The following is an 18,001-nucleotide window of genomic DNA, read 5'->3' as shown; positions in this document are numbered from 1 at the left end:
TTAATTATTAAAAAATATTTTGCGACCCTTATGCAACCATTTGGGCACTTCGTTCATCTTACCTTCAAATGATGTTTTTAAAACCAAAACATATCACTACTGAAGAGCTGATCACATGCTGCAAGGCGGGCGAGCGGAACGCGCAGGAACTGCTTTACAAACAGTTTGCGGGCAAGATGCTGGCGGTTTGCATGCGGTACGGCACCGATAGGATGGAAGCTGAAGATATGCTGCAGAACGGGTTTATCAAAGTATTCCAAAAACTGGCGGATTACAGGGGCGACGGATCATTTGAAGGTTGGGTAAGGCGGATTATGGTGCATAGTTCGATAGAGTATTATCGCAAGCACCATAAAATGATGCAGGTGGTAGACATGGAAGAATCGGGACACGAGATACCTGTTAACCCCATAGCCAGCGCCAACCTGGATGCCAAAGACCTGATGGCGCTGATACAGCAGCTATCGCCGGGTTACCGGATGGTGTTTAACCTATATGCGCTGGAAGGCTACTCGCACAAAGAGATAGCCGAGATAGCCGGGATAACAGAAGGCGCGTCGAAATCGCAATTATCGAGGGCGCGGAGTATATTAAAAGAACAAATAGAAAAATTGGAGGGCAACCGATATGAATATGCAAGATAACGAGATGGATAACCTATTCCGCTCAAAACTGGAAGGTTTGGAGATGGAGCCATCAGCACATGTTTGGGATAGTATCAGCCGCGAGATGGGTGCTCCCCAACAGCGCAGAAGCATAATCCCGATGTTGAGGATAGCCGCCAGTGTAGCTGTGCTTATCGGGGCAGGTTTATATTTCATGCCTAAACAACAGTCTGTTCAAGGTACAAAAGGACCGAAGGTAGCCGTTGTACCAATAGTTAAACATGAGGATGTTATTAAGCCCGATGCTACACCGGCAGCGCAAGTTGATCCAAGTGTAAATGTGAAACCGGCAGTTGTGAAACCACAGCCGGTACAGCAAATAGCCAATGTGGGTAAACATACATCTAAAGTGCAACCGGTTAATGTTAGTACTCCCGATGTAGTTACTAAACCAACAGATCCTGTTAAAACACAGGCGCCTGACCCGCAGCAACAGGCTTTGATAGCTAATAATACCCAGGTAGAAAAAGTGAAGGCAGTTCCGAACCCGGCGATACCAGATGTGAAGATAGTGGATAATACCACGGTGCCAACCGTTAAACCGGATGTTATCGCAGCCGTTCCAACAACAAAAGAGGGCGAGGAGCAGCCGGTAGCTAAAAAACGCAAAGTAACAGGCTTAGGCGGCTTCCTAAACAAGGTGATTGCAGCGGTTGATAAACGCGACGACAAGATCATTGAGTTTACCGATACCGACGAGGGCGATGCCATTACCGGCATAAACCTGGGCATTATTAAAGTGAAAAAACAAAAATAATTCAATCTAACATATCTAATTCCATATAACATGAAACGCTTAATTTTTACCGCCCTACTTGGCGCGGCAGCAACCGGACTGTTTGCACAGGATGCTAATAAACCTGCAACCGATAGCACCAAACATAAAAAGGAATACAACTTTAGCTTCGGCCTTAAGGAGAATAACCGCGATAGCACAGCTAAGCGCCGCTCTAAAAAACCAGGCTTTAGCATGGGGTTAACCTTTTCACGCTTCGACCTGGGTTTAACTGCCCTGATCGATAACGGTAGCACCCGCCTGTCACCAACTAACGAATTTTTGCGCTACCGCTCATGGAAAACCAGCAACGTAGGCTTCGATGTTTTCCAGGCTGGATACCGGTTTAGCCCCGCTTTTAAAATGTATGTTGCCGGTGGTTTCGATTGGGAACTGATCCGCCTGCGTGAGGATATTACCATACAGCGCACACCCGACATGAGTGGCCTGAAGTATACCAATGATAATATCGACTACGATAAGAACCGCTTCTCATCTGCCTACCTGCGCATCCCGGTGATGTTCGATTTCCGCAGCAAGGACGATGATAACGGCAAGAAGTGGCACTACGTTTTAGGCCCCGAGTTTGGCGTGTTGCTGACCGGCCGTGTAAAACAGATCAGTGATGAGAATGGCAAGCAGAAGATGAACTACGATTACCACTTCACCAAGTTCCGTTACGGTGGCGTACTGCGTGTTGGTCATGGCAGCATGGGGATCTTCGCTAAGTACTATTTTAACGATATGTTCAACACCGTTGCTCAAAAAGGCTTAAAGAACGCGTCCATCGGCTTTACCGTAGGTTTCTAAACCGACCCATCATAAATTGAAGAGGCTGCCCGCAAGAGCGGCCTTTTTGTTTTATCATTATTGACTTGCCGACTGTAGAATCTTATCATGAAAAACCTTTTTAGGCGTAAAATTAGCCGTATATCTACTTTATGTTTATGATACAGTAAATAATACCAAAATCAACTTAAAAAGGTGCTCTTTGCCTTTAATAGGTAGCTGTGTGATCAATTTCAAAGAGCATTTGCCCCATTTTATCCCTGCAAACAGGTTGTTTTACTAATAAAAACAACTAATTTTACCCGAAATTTAGAAATGTGTTTTGCAGGATCGTACAATAAGATTAGCTGTACGCGCGTAGGACTATACAATATACGGAAAATCCTCCGCATAATCAAATCCTGCAAATGCCGCTGTGCGCTCTGTGAAACCTCCGTGTTCTCTGTGGTTAAATTCATCAACCTAATTTGTCACGAACGGATTCCCCCACTTTTTATTGGTGTACACATCATTGCCGCTCAAAGTGCCTAAAAAGGCAATAATGGCATCCTTTTGTGCCTGGCTCAGGCGCAGTGTTTGGCCCTGCGTACCCCTGAACAACCGGTTATCTAAATTGGTATTGCGGGCATCAAAGGGGATCTGGTTGTAATGATCGATCACACCCTGCAGGTTGCCGAATGCCGCATTATGCATATACATGCCGTTGGGCCGGCCGGCGGCATTTACCACGTTACGTAGCGATGGCGGGTTGGTGTTGGTGATATCGATCAGCGTGGTGCTGCCGGCTACGCCAATGACGCCGTTATTGCGCGAATTTGGGTCGATATCGAACGTAGGCGCGCGGTGACAAGTTTGGCAGCCCGCGCCGGTAACCACGGTGCCCGGCGGCGATGGCGGGTTAATAAACAGCGACTTGCCCAAATTTTCCTGTGTGGTGAAGTTAGGGAAATCGGCATTAATGTTATTTACCGAGGCCATTCCGGCATCAAACCGGCTATCGAACGACTGGATGCTGCGGATAAACTGCGCCAGCGCCAGTTGAATGCGGGCCTCGGTAACGGTGGCATCGCCATATACAAAGGCAAACAGTTGCTTGTAATAGCCAATACCCTGTAGCCTGGCTACCAACGCGGTAATATCCGGGTCGCCATTTTGGCCGCTGTAACCCATTTCGTTATGATTTTGGATGGGCTGCGTGGTTTGGTCTTCCAGCGTGGCGGCACGTTTATCCCAAAAAAAGCTGACCTCCTGCGCAAAGCGGGCATTCACCAACCGCATAGAGTGGCGGGTGGTGAGTCCGTTAACGCCAATGCTTTGCAACACATTATCGCCAAAGGCAAGGTCTTGCTTGTGGCAACTGCCGCAGGCAATGGTATTATTAACCGACAGCGCCTTATCATAAAACAGCACCCGGCCCAGCGTAGCACCCTTATTGGTGATGGGGTTGGCCCGGCCATTATCGCGGTTAATGTAGGCGGGGATGGCCTGCGCGGCGTAGTTCTCTAAGTTGTTCAGATCGATATTGCTGCCAAAGGTGGTTTGCACGGCGGTGGCCGGCGTAGTGGTGCTCATGCCAAGGTTGGTATTGGTGCCCGATGTGGCGGGGGTGGAGTTGCTCTCCTTTTTGCAGGCTTCGGCGGCGCAAAGGGCAATAATTGCCAGGGCAATTACTGCCAGTAATTGTTTGTGGTTCATAGTAAAGCAGGTTAAAATTGGTGCATTGATGTACGGCATCAAATACAATGTGAAGTTGTGGATACTTTGGGTACCATGGCATAGATGTATCGGCAATCAGGCAAAATGTGCCGACGAAAAGGCTTGATAATTAAATGTTTAAGATACGGTTATAGGGAGGGTATCGATGAATGGGTACGTCCTTTTGCCGGTAACCCCAATGGCAGTGCAGCGAATGACCCAATGACAACGAAGTGTAATGACAGCGCAGCGGAATGACTAATGACTATTATGGCGTTGCCTGCGGCCCGGGCTGTCCGCTCATACTGCACGGGCCTTAGCCACAGGGCCGGTATCCGCTTCCATCCCTCAACGCGGAGAGGTTGCGCTGTAATTGGCATGATTGGTTTGGCTAAAAGCCAATTGCTCACCTGGCCGATAGCCGTCCTTTTTCAAGAGACGGTTATGAACATAAGCGTTAGTTTATTGCCGTTGGCTTTAGCCAACGGATACTGGAATTTTATTTGAGGGCTTTAGCCCAATGTCGGCACTGTTACTAATAAATTTTTAGCTTTATATAAATTATATAACTAATGAAACTCGGAGACTTCTTTCCAAAGGAAAAAATAAATTATCCCTTGTTAACCTTAAATGATCCCGCCTGGGCGAAACTTGAAGGCGGGTATCATGGCTCTGTTTATGATGCATCGGTTGCACTGAAAAAATTAGAAACGGCGAATAATGCAACAGACGCGGATGTGATTTACCAGGAATTGTGGGATGGATTGCATCACCAGGGAGATGTTGGCCTGGCATCGTACTACGCTGTGCCGCATTTGATACGCATCGCGCAGGGAAACGGGATCGTTGATTTTAATGTGTTAGGTTTAGTTTCCCTTATCGAAATACAGCGCCATCAGACTAACAACCCCGAATTACCCAAGGCGCTTATTGCTGATTATAATAAGGCCATTGCAGACCTTGCACAACTTGCTGCAGGTATCTTATCAAAAGATTGGGATTTAAGTACAACCTCAGCTGCGCTAACGGCCGTCGCGGTAGCTAAAGGTCAATATAAACTGGCAAACGCCATTCAGAATTTGGATAGCGAAGATGTGATAGATGAGTTTTTGGAAAATTACTAAACTGGTGGATTGTTAAAATAATTCTTTGCATGTGTGCGCAGCGCCCTCCAAGAGATTTGTGGGATATGAGGCATTAATTAACTTTAAAAAAACATAGGCGGTATAGGAATAATTTCTCCCATAATCCATATCTTTAAAGAGGTTAGCCTTACAGACCGATCAGTAAGGCCGGCTATCGAAATACCCATACATCTAAACCTGTCGCTGTGAAAATCGTATCACTTCTCCGGATCTCCGGTTTGTTTACCCTACTGCTGCTGGGCATAGTTGCATATACCTACGGGCAAAGCACCGCGCAAAACTATGTGCGCACGCGGGTACCCCGAACAGTCATCAAAACCACGGGCCGGCTGGATACGCTGACCACCAATAAAGATTCGGTGCAAAGCACCATCCAATATTTAGACGGGCTGGGCAGGCCCATCCAAACCGTGCAGGTATACGGCAGCCCTAACGGGCAGGACCTGGTGCAGCCCCAGGCCTACGACCAGTTTGGCCGCGAACCCATCAAATACCAGCCCTACAGCGTAACACCCACCACGGCCGGCATGTACCAGGGCACCGCCCTGAGCGGCACCGGCGGCTATACCGGCAGCCAGCAGTACAGCTTTTACCAGATCACCGGGCAAAGCTATGCCCCTACCACCACGCCCTACGCAGTAACCGTGTTCGAACTTTCGCCATTGCAAAGGCCGGTAGAACAGGGCGCCCCCGGCAATGCCTGGCAACCCTACAGCGGCAGTATCACGGGTAGCGGGCATACCGTAAAAATGGCCTATGCCAATAACAACAACACCGCGCTAAGCGATACGTCTGGTACCCGCATCGTAGCCCTGTATACCGCCGCCATTAACAGCAACGGCAGCCGCACGCTGAACCGGGCCGGCAGCAATACCGCCGTATACGGCGCCAACCAGCTGAGTGTAACGATCAGCAAAGACGAGAACTGGCAAAGCGGCCGGGCCGGCACGGTAGAAGAATACAAAGACAAGGCCGGCCGCGTAGTACTGAAACGGACGTTCAACTGGAAAAGCAGCACGCTGGAGATCCTTTCTACCTATTACGTATACGATGATAAAGGCCTTTTGGCTTATGTACTGCCACCCGGTGCTGCTCCCGATGCCACGGGGGCTATCAGCGGTACCACGCTCAGTAACTTTTGCTACCAGTACCGTTACGACGGCCGGGGGCGGCTGACCGAAAAGAAGCTGCCGGGCAAGGGCTGGGACTTTGTGGTGTATAACACCCTTGATCAGGTGGTAGCCACGCAGGACAGCAACCAGCGGGTGAACAACCAGTGGCTGTTCAGCAAGTACGATGCCCTGGGCAGGGTAGTGCTGACGGGCATAGTGGGCACCGGCAGTGCAGATCGTGCCGCAGTGCAAAGCGTTGTAGATGCGCAAACTACCCTTTGGGAAGCGGCCACCACCTCGGGCTATGGCTATACCAACAATACCTGGCCCGCCAGCTGGATAAGTACGCTGAGCAATAACTTTTATGACACTTACGCTTTCCCGGGCTACGCCTACGGCCCCTGGGGCAGTGGTACCATGGCCACGCCGAGGGGCATGCCTACCGGCAGCCTGATCACTACCATAAAGCCGGATGGCACATCCGGCGATCAGTTGTGGACAGTAAGCCATTATGATGCCGAAGGCCGCGTGGCCCAAACCAGCAAACAGCATTACCTGGGCGGTGCGGCAGCTTACAGCACGGGCAATTACGATGTGAACTTGCCCACATATGATTTTAACGACCAGGTGGTAGCGAACAGCCGTTACCATGTAGTGAATTATGCGGTACCACTGGCTGTAGGTAACGTGTTTTATTACGACCACATGGGCCGCCGGGTTGCCCTGTACGAAGAGATCGTTTCGGGGAGCACCACCAACCCCATTACGCTTATTGCCGTTAACCTGTACAACGAACTTGGCCAGCTGAGGATAAAAGGCCTGCACAGCACCAATAATGGCGCCAGCTTTTTGCAAAATTTGGGCTACACCTATAACCCGCGGGGCTGGCTTGGCACCATTAGCAGCAGCGGCAATTTGTTTAACGAGGAATTATACTACGAAAGCCCCTCCACCGGCAAACAATACAATGGCAATATCAGCAAAATGCTGTACAGCGGTACTTACAGCGGCAGCAAGAGTTTTACTTACACCTACGATCAGCTGAACAGGCTGACCAATGCCACCTCAACCGGCAATACGCTGGACGAAGGCCTGACCTACGATGTAATGGGCAATATCACCGCCCTTACCCGCGGCGGGCAAAGCTACAGCAGCCTCACTTATGGCTATACCGGCAACCAGCTGACCGGCGTAAGTGGCACAAATTTCACCACAAGGAGCTACGCCTACGACGGCAACGGCAATGCCACCAGCGATGGCGGCAGCAAAACTATCGACTACAACCTGCTGAACCTGCCGCGCAAAGTACGCAACGGCAGCACCGAACTGGCCAATTACACCTACGATGCTACCGGCAGGAAACTGAGCAATACCAGTATCGCGACCAACGACGGCACCTGGGAGTATATTGACGGGATCACCTACCACAACGGCAATGTAGAGTTCATCGCTACCGAAGAAGGCCGGGCGGTACCCAATGGCGGCGGTAACTACATCTACCAATACAACCTGAAAGACCATTTGGGGAACGTGCGCTCTACCTTCTACAACAACAGCGGCACGGCGACGGTATTGCAGGAGGATGAGTATTACAGCTTCGGCCTGCGCCATGGTTTGTATGATGCCATCAATAATCGCTACCTTTATAATGGCAAGGAGTTGCAGACTGACCTTGCTAACCAATACGATTACGGCGCGAGGTTCTATGACCCGGTGATTGGCAGGTGGACCAGTGTGGATCCGCTGGCGGAGAAATTCTCTCAATTAACAACCTACCAAACATGCTCTAACAATCCAGTTTCAAATGTTGATTTAGAGGGCCTTGAGGGGGTTCCATTTCAACTGGTAGCAGATTTGTCAGCATCTGTAGCACAAAACCCTAATAGTACAACCGCTAAAGCATCCGGAGCTGTACTTGGGATAGCAACTTCAGTCAAGAATACAATTGCAGGGATAATCAATCCAATACCCGCAGCACAATTATTTGTTAAAACGCAAACCCCCCAAGGTGCAGCAGATGTAGCGGGTGACATGGCGCTTAGCATATATGACAAAGTAAATACTGTACAAAACGGCAGCGGTTTTGATAAAGCAAGAGTAATAAGTGAAAGTACCACAGACGCCGCAACGGTTGTTGCTGGACTCACTCTTGGCGGTAAAATTCCCTTCGCTGGAACGCCCGAAATAGCACCAATTCCTGTAGCGACCACAGATGCGATTGCAGACGCAAAAGTTAGTACATTGGAACCTGGGCCATATGCCGGGCAGTCAATCCCAGCAAGAGGAAAGGCGCAAGTATTTACCAAAGAAGAAAGAGATGCTATTAATAAAATTGGATACGATACTGGATGCCACACTTGCGGTACAAAAATTCCTGGCACAAAAAGTGGTAACTTTGTGCCAGACCATCAACCGTCAAGTGCCCTTGTTCCTGACGGTACATCGCAATTACTCTTTCCGCAATGTATAGGATGTAGCAGGTCGCAAGGTGGTACAATAAGTATAATTTTGAAAGCAAATAAAACTCTGGATAATAAATGATGAATACTATAAGGAATATACAAATAATATCTCAAGAACGATACTTAATAACGCATGGGTTAAAGAAGTTTATTGATTTTGAATTAAGTGTTTTAACTCAAATACACGACGAGTCAGAATATATAAAGTTATTATCCTACTTAATTGACTATATTATTGACAATAAACCTCAAATCAAAGCGGATCAAACTATAACTTATCATTCATGGTTATTAAAATTCATAATTGATGTTGACAGTAGAATAAATATTCATGAACTTACAAGTAACGGGAATGGATTTGTGGAAGGCGCTGATTATTCAATTAAAGTCGTAATTGACCAGATTAATGAATGTAATAAGCACAACGCGGCACCTCTGTTTCCTACATTTAGTCAAATGATTGTTGTTTCGAAAGGTGTTTTAGATAATGATGTAATTAATGCCGTCCGTTACCCATCACCCACCCATATGACAGGATGGTGGCTTACCACAGATTTGTATGATGGTGATGTAAAGTCATTGCAGACAATTCATTATTATCATGTTGCCTTTAAAAGGTCGGATATTATGAGATACTTAGCTTTGCCTCCAGGATTTCGATTTTATGCAGCGGATAAACCTGACGTTTGGTTTGATAGCGATGTGCTGGTGTGATTATGTATTAACTACCAGTTCTCCGAAGCCTGCTGTCCGAACGTCTCTGACTTCGGACGACTATGTAGCCATCATACCAAGCCCGGCCACAAGCCGGGCTTTTACATTTAGCTAAGCAGCGGACGGCACCTGGAAGTATATCGATGGGATCACCTACCACAACGGCAATGTAGAGTTCATCGCTACCGAAGAAGGCCGGGCAGTACCCAATGGCGGCGGTAATTATGTTTATCAATACATGGAAATTCTGGTCATATTGACCACTATATTCTGAAATTAGGAAAAACTAATTCCGGGACACTTTGATCAGGATAATCTCTTGATTATCAAATTGGATTTTCGCTATTGTTAAACGCATTTCCATGATCTGAAACTTACGGAATGTGTTGGTCAGTATTCCCGGAATATCCATACGCTAAGCCGAACCGTTTAGTAACGGCCACATCTACCGGCAATATGCTGGACGAGGGTTATAGAACGACAGTCTTGTCATCAATCCCGATACCCAATCGCATCCCTCATGCAATCGCTCAGATGCTCCAGCGATGGTTCGCCGTTAAAGATGGAGAAGTTTGTGTTATAATCCCACAGGATACCGGGGATGCCTAACTGCTTTAGGTAATATCGCACGGTTTTGGTGTAGCGGCACCGGCTGTTGGCGTCGGCCTTATCGTAGCTGCCATATTCGCCGCAAATAATGGGGACGCCATATTTATCGCCCCATGCCTTTATAATTTGTAGCTTATCGTGTACCGATCCTTCGTTGCCGTCAAGGTGGTATTTGTTGTAATTATCCTGCCCGGCGGTGCCTTTTGCTTTGGGGTTTAATTGGGGAAATTTATCTACACTGTATGGAAACGGAACCCCGGTGGTTGCCATTTGGTCGCCAACCCACTCGGCACCCTGGTGGGTAAATAAAAAAGGTTCGTAAAAATGGAAGGTGTAAATAATGTTCTCATCGCTCAGGCGCACAAAACGACTCAACTCGTAAATACTGTTATAGTTTGATGCGCCGATCAGCAGGGTGCGCTTATCGTCAATCTTGCGTACAGCGGTAACCATATTATAGGCGGCATCCTTCCATACCTGCGGGTTAATGGGCGGGGGTTCGTTATACAATTCAAAAAACAGATCGTCTTCGGCTTTATTTTTATACTTTTTGGCTATTATGGTCCAGGTATTAATAATATTATTCGTGCTGGTTGTGAAGTTATTATCAGCTAAATCGCCATAATGATAATCTATTATCAGTTTAAACCCGTATTTTCGGCAAAGCTCCCACGCTGCATCTACGCGGGAGAGTACACTATTGAGGTTGATGTTATTTTGTTCAAAATATCTGAAAGCTACCGGTAGCCTGATACTCTTAAAACCTAAGGTTTTAAGTAATTTCAGGTCGGCCTCCTTTAAGCCGTCAATCTGCAAAACATCCTTGTTCCAGGTTTGTTCCAACCACGATACGCTGATGCCGTTATCAAGCGATTTCGCGCGGTTAAAAGCTATTTGCCTGCCGGGCGGAAATGTTGGACTGCTTTTTGCATTTTGCCACAATAAGGCCATTATGAATAGCATGATCAGCGTTGCAGCCGGGGGATGTAATGACCGGGTTTTATAATTAAATTTTTTCATCTATATTTCATCCGTAGAAGCTGTTAACTGATCTTTACCCTAATCTAAACAATAGTACTAATGTTTGTTCAAATAACTAAAGAAGAGTTTTCAAAAGAAGTAAATAAGAAGGCCTGGTACCAAACCAATAATATTATCTGGACTATTATTTTTCTTTACCCTATATTTAGTATTATTGATTTCATCTACTCGCCCGATATCTGGATCCAGTTCCTTATCGTGCGTATCATCACCGTGCTGGTGATACTGGGTTTATACACCTTTTTCCAAAACCGCAAGTACGATTACCGGGTACTGCTCCATATCAGCTTTTTCCTGCTCTCGGTAATATCAGCCCTGCTTTGTAATATTGTAAACGATCAACGGCTCACTATTTATTTCCTTACCTATTCGGTCATCATCCTGTTTTTTAACCTGCAGGTGTTTTGGGAGCCTATCAACTCGGTGATACAAGGCTTGATCGCCATTATGCTGCTGGCCATTTTCTTCAACGCGCTAAGCAATTACAATCTGGACCTGGTAGTTAATAACGGCGGGCAATACTTTGTTATTATCCTGTTCATCTCGTGCCTGATCCCCAATGCCCGTTACAAGGTGATCGAACGTGATGTGCGTTCGCAGATCCTGATCGAAAAATCGAACGAGCAGCTGAAGATCCAAAACCACGATATCGCCGAAAAAAACGGCATCATCGATATGCAGTACGACCGCCTGCGCAAGCTGGACGAGCAAAAGAACAGCTTTATCAATATTGCCGGCCACGACCTGAAGAACCTGATCGGTTCGGTTATTATGAGTAATAACATGGTGAAGGAAGAGGATTACCGCTTAAGTTCAGATCAGCGCGAGTTTGTGCAATACATTGGCGAATCGGCCGATAAGATGCAGTACATGCTGAATAAGCTGATGGACGTGAAGGAGATCGAATCGCCGGAGTTGAAGTTTAACCTGGAGATATTTGATATTAATGCCGAGGTGCAAAACGTGTTTAAGGGCCTGGTTGAAACCGCGCTGATGAAGAACATTCACCTGGTAGATAATATCCTGAAGCTGCCGCTTAATGTGAAACTAGACAAGGTATTTACCGGGCAGATCTTCCAGAACATCCTTTCAAACAGTATCAAATTTTCGCAAACCAATAATAACATTAAGGTGGTAACCAGCCTGCAGCGCCAGCGCTTTGTATTTGAAGTGATTGATGAAGGCGTGGCCATTGGGCAGGAAGAACTGGATATGATGTTCAACAAGCTAAAAACACTTAACGATGCCTCGGGCCATATGGAAAGCAGGCTGGGTTTGGGTTTATCGATAGCTAAGCTGATGACCCGCGAACTGGGTGGCGAACTTACCTATAAGAGCGACGAGAACGGTAATTATTTCAGAGTAGAGTTTTACGTAATCAACTAATTAATTTTCACATAAACCAGATGAACAGATTTTTAACCTTTTTGGCATTTATACTCCTCCTGTCAAAATTGCCGGCATCGGCACAAGTGATATCATCATTTAAATCGTACGGGCACGATGATGAGGCTATTAATGGCATGAGCGGCTCTACGGCTTTCTTCTTTAAGATCGATCCGCTGGTAGAGATGCAGGGAAGCAAGCTGGTGATTTACTTTGAGCCATCGCGCGCGCTGGTTTTCAATAACTCGTTTGTTAACGTTATTGTGGCCGATAAACCGGTATATAGCGGCAGGTTAACAAAGGATTCGATCCAAAAAGTAACGGTCGACCTTACCCGTAACGACCTGTCTAACGATGGCAAATACCTGAAGGTGCAGGTAAAAACCCTGCTGAACATCTCGGATGATAAATGCCGCGACCTGGATAACCCGGCTATGTGGATCAAGATAAAGGGCTATTCATACCTGTCGTTAAACCGTAATACCAAAAATTTCTTCACCAATATTAATATCGCCAATTGTTTCGATTCAAAAAGGGCTATTGTTTACCCGGTTAACCCAACGCTGAAAGATTTGAAAGCGGTGGCCTGGGCTTACGCCAGGATGAAGAAGACCGATATTAAAAACATACAGGTTTTTGAAGCTGATAAAGTGCCGGATACCGTGCGCAATTACATTATGGTTGGCGATTATAACAAAATGCCTGCCGCGCAACGCGCGCTGATAAAGGTATCGCCGCAGCCAAACCAGGGTTTGTTTTACCTGAGCAAACGCGTGCTGAACGTTACCGATAGCGTTATTAAAATGCAGGATGTAAGAGGCCACCTGGTAGCTGTGCGCACCATTGAAAACCTGACGGTACCGGGCGAAATATTATTTGTTACCGGTGCCGGCGATGAGGGTTACGAAAAAACCATCACCGCGCTGGGTAACATGAACATCCTTAACTCAACCTTTGGCGATTACCTGCTGATAGACCATGCCGAGAATACTTTCTTTAAAACCATCGATGCTAACCGCTCTAAACTTACCCTGAAGCAAATTGGTGGCGTAACCAACTTTATGTCGGGTATCGGTTCGTTAAAAAGTTCGTATAACTTTAAGAACAGCGATTTTAGCTTTACGCCCAAAGAGGTGGAGATCAGCATTACGGCCAACTATAGCAGCCTTAATGCTAACGACCGCGGCTTCTTTAATATCTATCTGAACGGTATGCTGATCAACAGCGAAAAGCTGGATGCATCGGGCAAGCTGAAAACATCGGTTACTATTAACCGTTACCAGCACCACAAATACAATACGCTTGAAGCCGAGTTTCGCTTTTACCCAAGCAGCGGTAACTGTATGAACAGCTTTACCAACTTCTTTGCCGAGATAGATGTTGATAAATCGTATCTGGAATCGAAAAACCCGTTCATCACCAACGACCTGAGCTTCTACCAATATCCGGAAGCGTTTAACTCCGGATCGACCCGTATTGTGGTGAGCAAGGATTTTGCTAAATACGCTGCCGCCGCGATGGGCGAGGTGGTTTACGAGTTGAATAACAACATCAACGCTAACAATTTCCCGGTATTTGAATATTCAACCGATATCAGCACCAGCGATATTAAAAAGTATAATATCATTGCCCTGTTGCAGCGCAATGATAAATTGCTGGGCGAATTTCCGGATGCGCCGATAAAATTTAACGAGAAGTTCCGCCTGTATAATAACGATAATAACCAGGTGGTATACTCCCTGTCCGACTCGACCTCCAACGGTTTGGCGCAGATATTTTATGGCCGCGCCAATAATGCCACCATGGTGATGACCGCTACCGGCACACACCTTGCCGACGCGTTCCTGTCGGTATCAAAATCAATCACCGAGCAGTTGTCGACCCTTTCGAGCAACGTTTGTATATCTGATGTTAACGGTAATAAATACCTGTTCAACATCAGCAAATCGAGCGAGAACCTGGAGTATGTGGATACCAAGAGCGCGCTGTCGCGTTTTTGGGAAAGCTACAACCTGTACATCCTGTTGGGTATATTGATATTGATATTGTTGTCATTCCTGTACGTACGTTCAAGGGTACAACGCTCGCAGGATATTGTTAACGACTAATACCCGCATTTAAATTATCAAACAACATTCCCCGTTCACAGGCGGGGAATGTTGATATAAATTCATCCCATTTTTATCCGGTCAGCATCAAATGAGTTTAGCTATCCCCGAAATACTGGTTAACGATAAGTTTATCACTTCGGCTGAAAGGGAAAAAATATTCGAGATATCTAAAAGTGTAGGCCAGTCGTTTATAAAGGTGGCGCTTAACTTTGGTTACATATCACGCAAAAACTACGAGCGCTCGATGATCAATGCCGGGTATCCTTTTCAAAAGATCAGGCAGGAGGAGTTTGACCGGGATGTGCTGGACAAAATAGACCTGAAATTTGCCGATGAGCACCTGGCGATGCCCTTGCGTATAGAAGACGACCGGGTAGTAACCATTATGGCCGACCCGACCGACGAGCTTTTTCTTGATTTTATCCGTTTTACGTTTGATAAAGAGCCACTGGTTATTGTAGCATCCGACCTGGATATTATTTGGCTGAGCCATAAACTGCTGGGCGAAAAATATGTGAAGTCGGCCGTATTCGAGTTACTGAACCGCGACCCGGGCAACTCGGCCATCATCACTTTTACCGCGCCGCAGCTCATCTTTATCTTCAGTTTACTGGCACTTACGGTTGTGGGCCTGTTTCTGAATTTTAAGATCGTATCCATTATTATTAATGTGATACTTAGTTCGTTTTTCCTGGTGGCTATCGTATTCAAGCTTTTCCTGGCGCTGGTGGGTTCCCGTTTTGAACTTTTCCAGGCGGTTACCCGCGAGGAAGTGCGCGAGGTGGTAGAAGAAGAGTTGCCCACCTACACCATCCACCTGCCGGTTTATAAAGAAGATAAGCTGATAAAAAAACTGATATGGAACCTGCAGAGTTTAGATTATCCCCGCGAAAAGCTGGATATTAAACTGCTGATAGAAGAGGATGACGACAAGACCCTGAACGCCGTGCGCGACCTGGATTTCCCCGCCATCTTCGAGGTAATTGTAGTGCCGTTCCATATGCCTAAAACCAAGCCTAAGGCTTGTAATTACGGGCTGCACTTTTCGCGCGGAAAGTTCCTTACCATTTACGATGCCGAGGACATTCCCGATACCGATCAGTTGAAAAAAGTGGTGGCCTTGTTCAATAAGCTGCCTTCAAACTATATCTGCGTGCAAAGCGCGCTAAATTACTTTAACCGTGGCGAGAACTTTCTTACACGTATGTTCACGCTGGAGTATTCGTATTGGTTTGATTATATGTTGCCCGGATTGGATACGCTGGATATCCCCATCCCGCTTGGTGGCACCAGCAACCACTTTAAAATGGCCAACCTGATAGAATTGGGCGCCTGGGACCCATTCAACGTAACCGAAGATGCCGACCTTGGCCTGCGGGCATATTCAAAAGGATATAAGGTGGCCATTATCAACTCCACTACTTACGAAGAAGCCAATAACGATTTCTTTAACTGGATCCGCCAGCGCTCGCGCTGGATAAAGGGCTATATGCAAACCTACCTGGTGCACATGCGCAGCCCGCGCAAACTGCTGAAGAAAGTAGGGTGGAGGGGTTTCCTTGGCTTTAACTTTTTTATTGGCGCTACGCCGGTTACCTTTTTGGTTTACCCGCTATTGCTGGGCGTGTTTTTAGCCTACGTGATATTCGATCTGGAAGGCATCCGCGAGATCTTCCCGGATTGGGTATTGTTCATGTCGATATTTAACCTGATGGTGGGCAATATCCTGATGATATATGTAAACATGATGGCGGTATTTAAACGCCGTTATTACGAGCTGATCTTATTTGCCATCGCCAACCCAATTTACTGGCTGATGCACTCCATATCAGCATATAAGGGGCTATACCAATTGGTAGTGAACCCGTTTTACTGGGAGAAGACCAACCATGGTTTAAGTAAGGTAAATAACCCAACAAATGTTGTTAAATGAGAATTTCAAGAGCGCTTTTTTTACTCATTCTAACCATAGTATTAAGTATATACTATATCGTTTGCGCGTTATATCTTAACAACCTGGGTTACTATAACCAGGAGTCGCTTTTTTATATCGAAAAGGCCAAGATCGTATTCGAGGGCATTGGCGACCGACTGAAGGTGATGGGTTTAACATCGCCTATTTTCCCTTTCTACAGCACATTTCTGTTCACGGCCATCAGCTATAACCTGGCGCCCATACTGGCATCGGCAGTAGGTACGGCCCTGTTGTTCAATATTATGGCCAACACGCTGATGAAGCGTGTAAAGGATGATTTTTATATCGGCCTGCTGCTTATTGTATTTATGTTGCACCCCGGCTTGCTGTACGCGGCCTGCTCGGGTAAATCGATCTATATGGTTTTGGTATTCTTCTTTATGTTTTATTTAAACATATTTAAGTTTTATACCTCCAACACCACGTTCCACGTATCCATTGCCAGTATTTGCCTGGTGGTGCTGGTTTTTTGCGATTATAAATTCATCTGGCTTACGCTCTTCTTTTTGCCGCTGGTGCTGGCCATATCCATCCAAAGCTTAAACCTTAGCGAAAAGGAATCGGTGTTTCGCCTGTTTACCAGTTTTAATAACCCATCGCTACGGCGCAAGCTCATCAACAAAACCTTCGCGCTGTATATCATCATTTTTATCTTACCGCTGGTATCGGTACTGATCTACAAGATGCTGAACCTTACCCACGCGGCCGATCTGAACTACTTTATCGATAGCCCCTACGCCACCTGGAGCGTACTGGCCGAAAAGATAGACTACAACATTTTGCTGGATACCACTACGCATCATAAGCTTCCCGAGGCTTCTATCATTATATCGTTAAGGGTAATACTTTTTTGCCCGCTGATGTTGGTGGCCATTTATCTTTTCAGGCAAAAAACGCACCAGATACTTACCCTGGTTACCCCGCTGGCCTTTGTAGAATTTTTAAGGATAAAGTATGATAAGGTATACCTTACACAACAGTATTACCTGATATTTTTAATACTGGCATTGCTTTGCGTAATATTCAGGGCCAGCACGGTTAAAAACCAAACTAATTTTAAAATATTGCTGCTGGTGATCGTAGCCCTACAGATATATACCGGTTATGCCTTCCTTGATAAATCGTACATTAAAGAAGAGCAGAACTTTGTAAACGTGTTGCTGAAAAAAGAGGTGCCTGCCGGCCAGGAGAATAACCAGGATATTGCCAATTACATTAACGCCCTGCCGGGTAACCCGCAATTGCTGATGGACGATGCCGTAGCCTATCCCATCAGCGCCTTTATTACCAATGTGCGCGGGCTGATCATGCCTTACCAGGTTACCTTTTTAAGCGCTGTAGAAAACCCCGGAAAGTATTGCAATTATATATTGGTAGCCAGCGATAAAAATCCGGCTAACGGTTATACGCAGCTTACCCCAAAATACCTGCAGATCCTCCGTAATGCGGATAACCGCTTATCGCTCGAAAAGAAATTTGAAACGGATGACTGGATCTTGTATAAAATAGAGGTACATTGATG

General features: G+C 46.4%; 12 protein-coding genes. 10 read left to right on the top strand and 2 right to left on the bottom strand.

All coding sequences use genetic code 11. The features are described 5' to 3' along the window. Positions 1 to 71: 71 nt before the first annotated feature. Genes HQ865_RS13905 through HQ865_RS13895 form a run of 3 tightly spaced genes read left to right on the top strand, consistent with a single transcriptional unit; the run spans position 72 to position 2,250 of the window. Complete coding sequence (locus HQ865_RS13905; RefSeq protein ID WP_173417809.1) at positions 72 to 644, top strand: RNA polymerase sigma factor; 573 nt, start codon at positions 72 to 74, stop codon at positions 642 to 644. After that, positions 628 to 1,422: a hypothetical protein gene (locus HQ865_RS13900; RefSeq protein ID WP_173415467.1), complete on the top strand. Its 795-nt coding sequence runs from the start codon at positions 628 to 630 to the stop codon at positions 1,420 to 1,422. Before HQ865_RS13905 ends, HQ865_RS13900 begins: the two co-directional genes overlap by 17 nt. 30 nt (positions 1,423 to 1,452) lie before the next feature. Beyond that, positions 1,453 to 2,250 carry an outer membrane beta-barrel protein gene (locus HQ865_RS13895; protein WP_173415466.1) on the top strand — a complete coding sequence of 266 codons (798 nt, stop codon included), beginning with the start codon at positions 1,453 to 1,455 and terminating at the stop codon, positions 2,248 to 2,250. A 441-nt stretch (positions 2,251 to 2,691) separates the two neighbouring features. Here HQ865_RS13895 and HQ865_RS13890 read toward each other — a convergent pair whose 3' ends face one another. Beyond that, positions 2,692 to 3,924, bottom strand: a complete 1,233-nt coding sequence (locus tag HQ865_RS13890) for a cytochrome-c peroxidase (RefSeq protein WP_173415465.1) — start codon at positions 3,922 to 3,924, stop codon at positions 2,692 to 2,694. 572 nt (positions 3,925 to 4,496) lie between these two features. On the opposite strand from HQ865_RS13890, the gene HQ865_RS13885 reads away from it, so the two are divergent. From HQ865_RS13885 to HQ865_RS13875, 3 genes are all read left to right on the top strand, one after another. Further along, a complete protein-coding gene (locus tag HQ865_RS13885; RefSeq protein ID WP_173415464.1) occupies positions 4,497 to 5,048 on the top strand; it encodes a hypothetical protein in 552 nt (183 codons plus the stop codon). Positions 5,049 to 5,254: 206 nt separating this feature from the next. Further along, positions 5,255 to 8,722 (top strand): DUF6443 domain-containing protein, encoded by a 3,468-nt coding sequence (locus HQ865_RS13880; RefSeq protein ID WP_173415463.1) that lies wholly within the window; start codon positions 5,255 to 5,257, stop codon positions 8,720 to 8,722. Next, positions 8,719 to 9,357 (top strand): immunity protein Imm33 domain-containing protein, encoded by a 639-nt coding sequence (locus tag HQ865_RS13875; protein ID WP_173415462.1) that lies wholly within the window; start codon positions 8,719 to 8,721, stop codon positions 9,355 to 9,357. The genes HQ865_RS13880 and HQ865_RS13875 overlap by 4 nt, the downstream gene beginning before the upstream one ends. 492 nt (positions 9,358 to 9,849) lie before the next feature. On the opposite strand, the gene HQ865_RS13870 is transcribed toward HQ865_RS13875, so the two are convergent. Next, complete coding sequence (locus HQ865_RS13870; RefSeq protein WP_173415461.1) at positions 9,850 to 10,986, bottom strand: glycoside hydrolase family 5 protein; 1,137 nt, start codon at positions 10,984 to 10,986, stop codon at positions 9,850 to 9,852. A 60-nt stretch (positions 10,987 to 11,046) separates the two neighbouring features. Here HQ865_RS13870 and HQ865_RS13865 point away from each other — a divergent pair, with 60 nt between their 5' ends. The 4 genes from HQ865_RS13865 to HQ865_RS13850 all read left to right on the top strand — a co-directional run bounded on the left by HQ865_RS13865 (position 11,047) and on the right by HQ865_RS13850 (position 17,999). Next, on the top strand, positions 11,047 to 12,393 hold the full coding sequence (locus HQ865_RS13865; RefSeq protein WP_173415460.1) for a sensor histidine kinase: 1,347 nt from the start codon (positions 11,047 to 11,049) through the stop codon (positions 12,391 to 12,393). Between the two features lie 20 nt (positions 12,394 to 12,413). After that, entirely contained in the window at positions 12,414 to 14,501 is a 2,088-nt protein-coding gene (locus HQ865_RS13860) for a cellulose biosynthesis cyclic di-GMP-binding regulatory protein BcsB (RefSeq protein ID WP_173415459.1), read from the top strand. A gap of 91 nt (positions 14,502 to 14,592) precedes the next feature. Beyond that, on the top strand, positions 14,593 to 16,437 hold the full coding sequence (locus tag HQ865_RS13855; RefSeq protein ID WP_173415458.1) for a glycosyltransferase family 2 protein: 1,845 nt from the start codon (positions 14,593 to 14,595) through the stop codon (positions 16,435 to 16,437). Beyond that, positions 16,434 to 17,999, top strand: a complete 1,566-nt coding sequence (locus tag HQ865_RS13850; protein ID WP_173415457.1) for a hypothetical protein — start codon at positions 16,434 to 16,436, stop codon at positions 17,997 to 17,999. Before HQ865_RS13855 ends, HQ865_RS13850 begins: the two co-directional genes overlap by 4 nt. Positions 18,000 to 18,001 lie beyond the last annotated feature (2 nt).

The organism is Mucilaginibacter mali (assembly GCF_013283875.1).
GTDB classification, from domain to species: Bacteria; Bacteroidota; Bacteroidia; order Sphingobacteriales; family Sphingobacteriaceae; genus Mucilaginibacter; species Mucilaginibacter mali.
The sequence above is the reverse complement of the archived record's forward strand: the minus strand, read 5'-3'. Positions and strand labels throughout refer to the sequence as shown.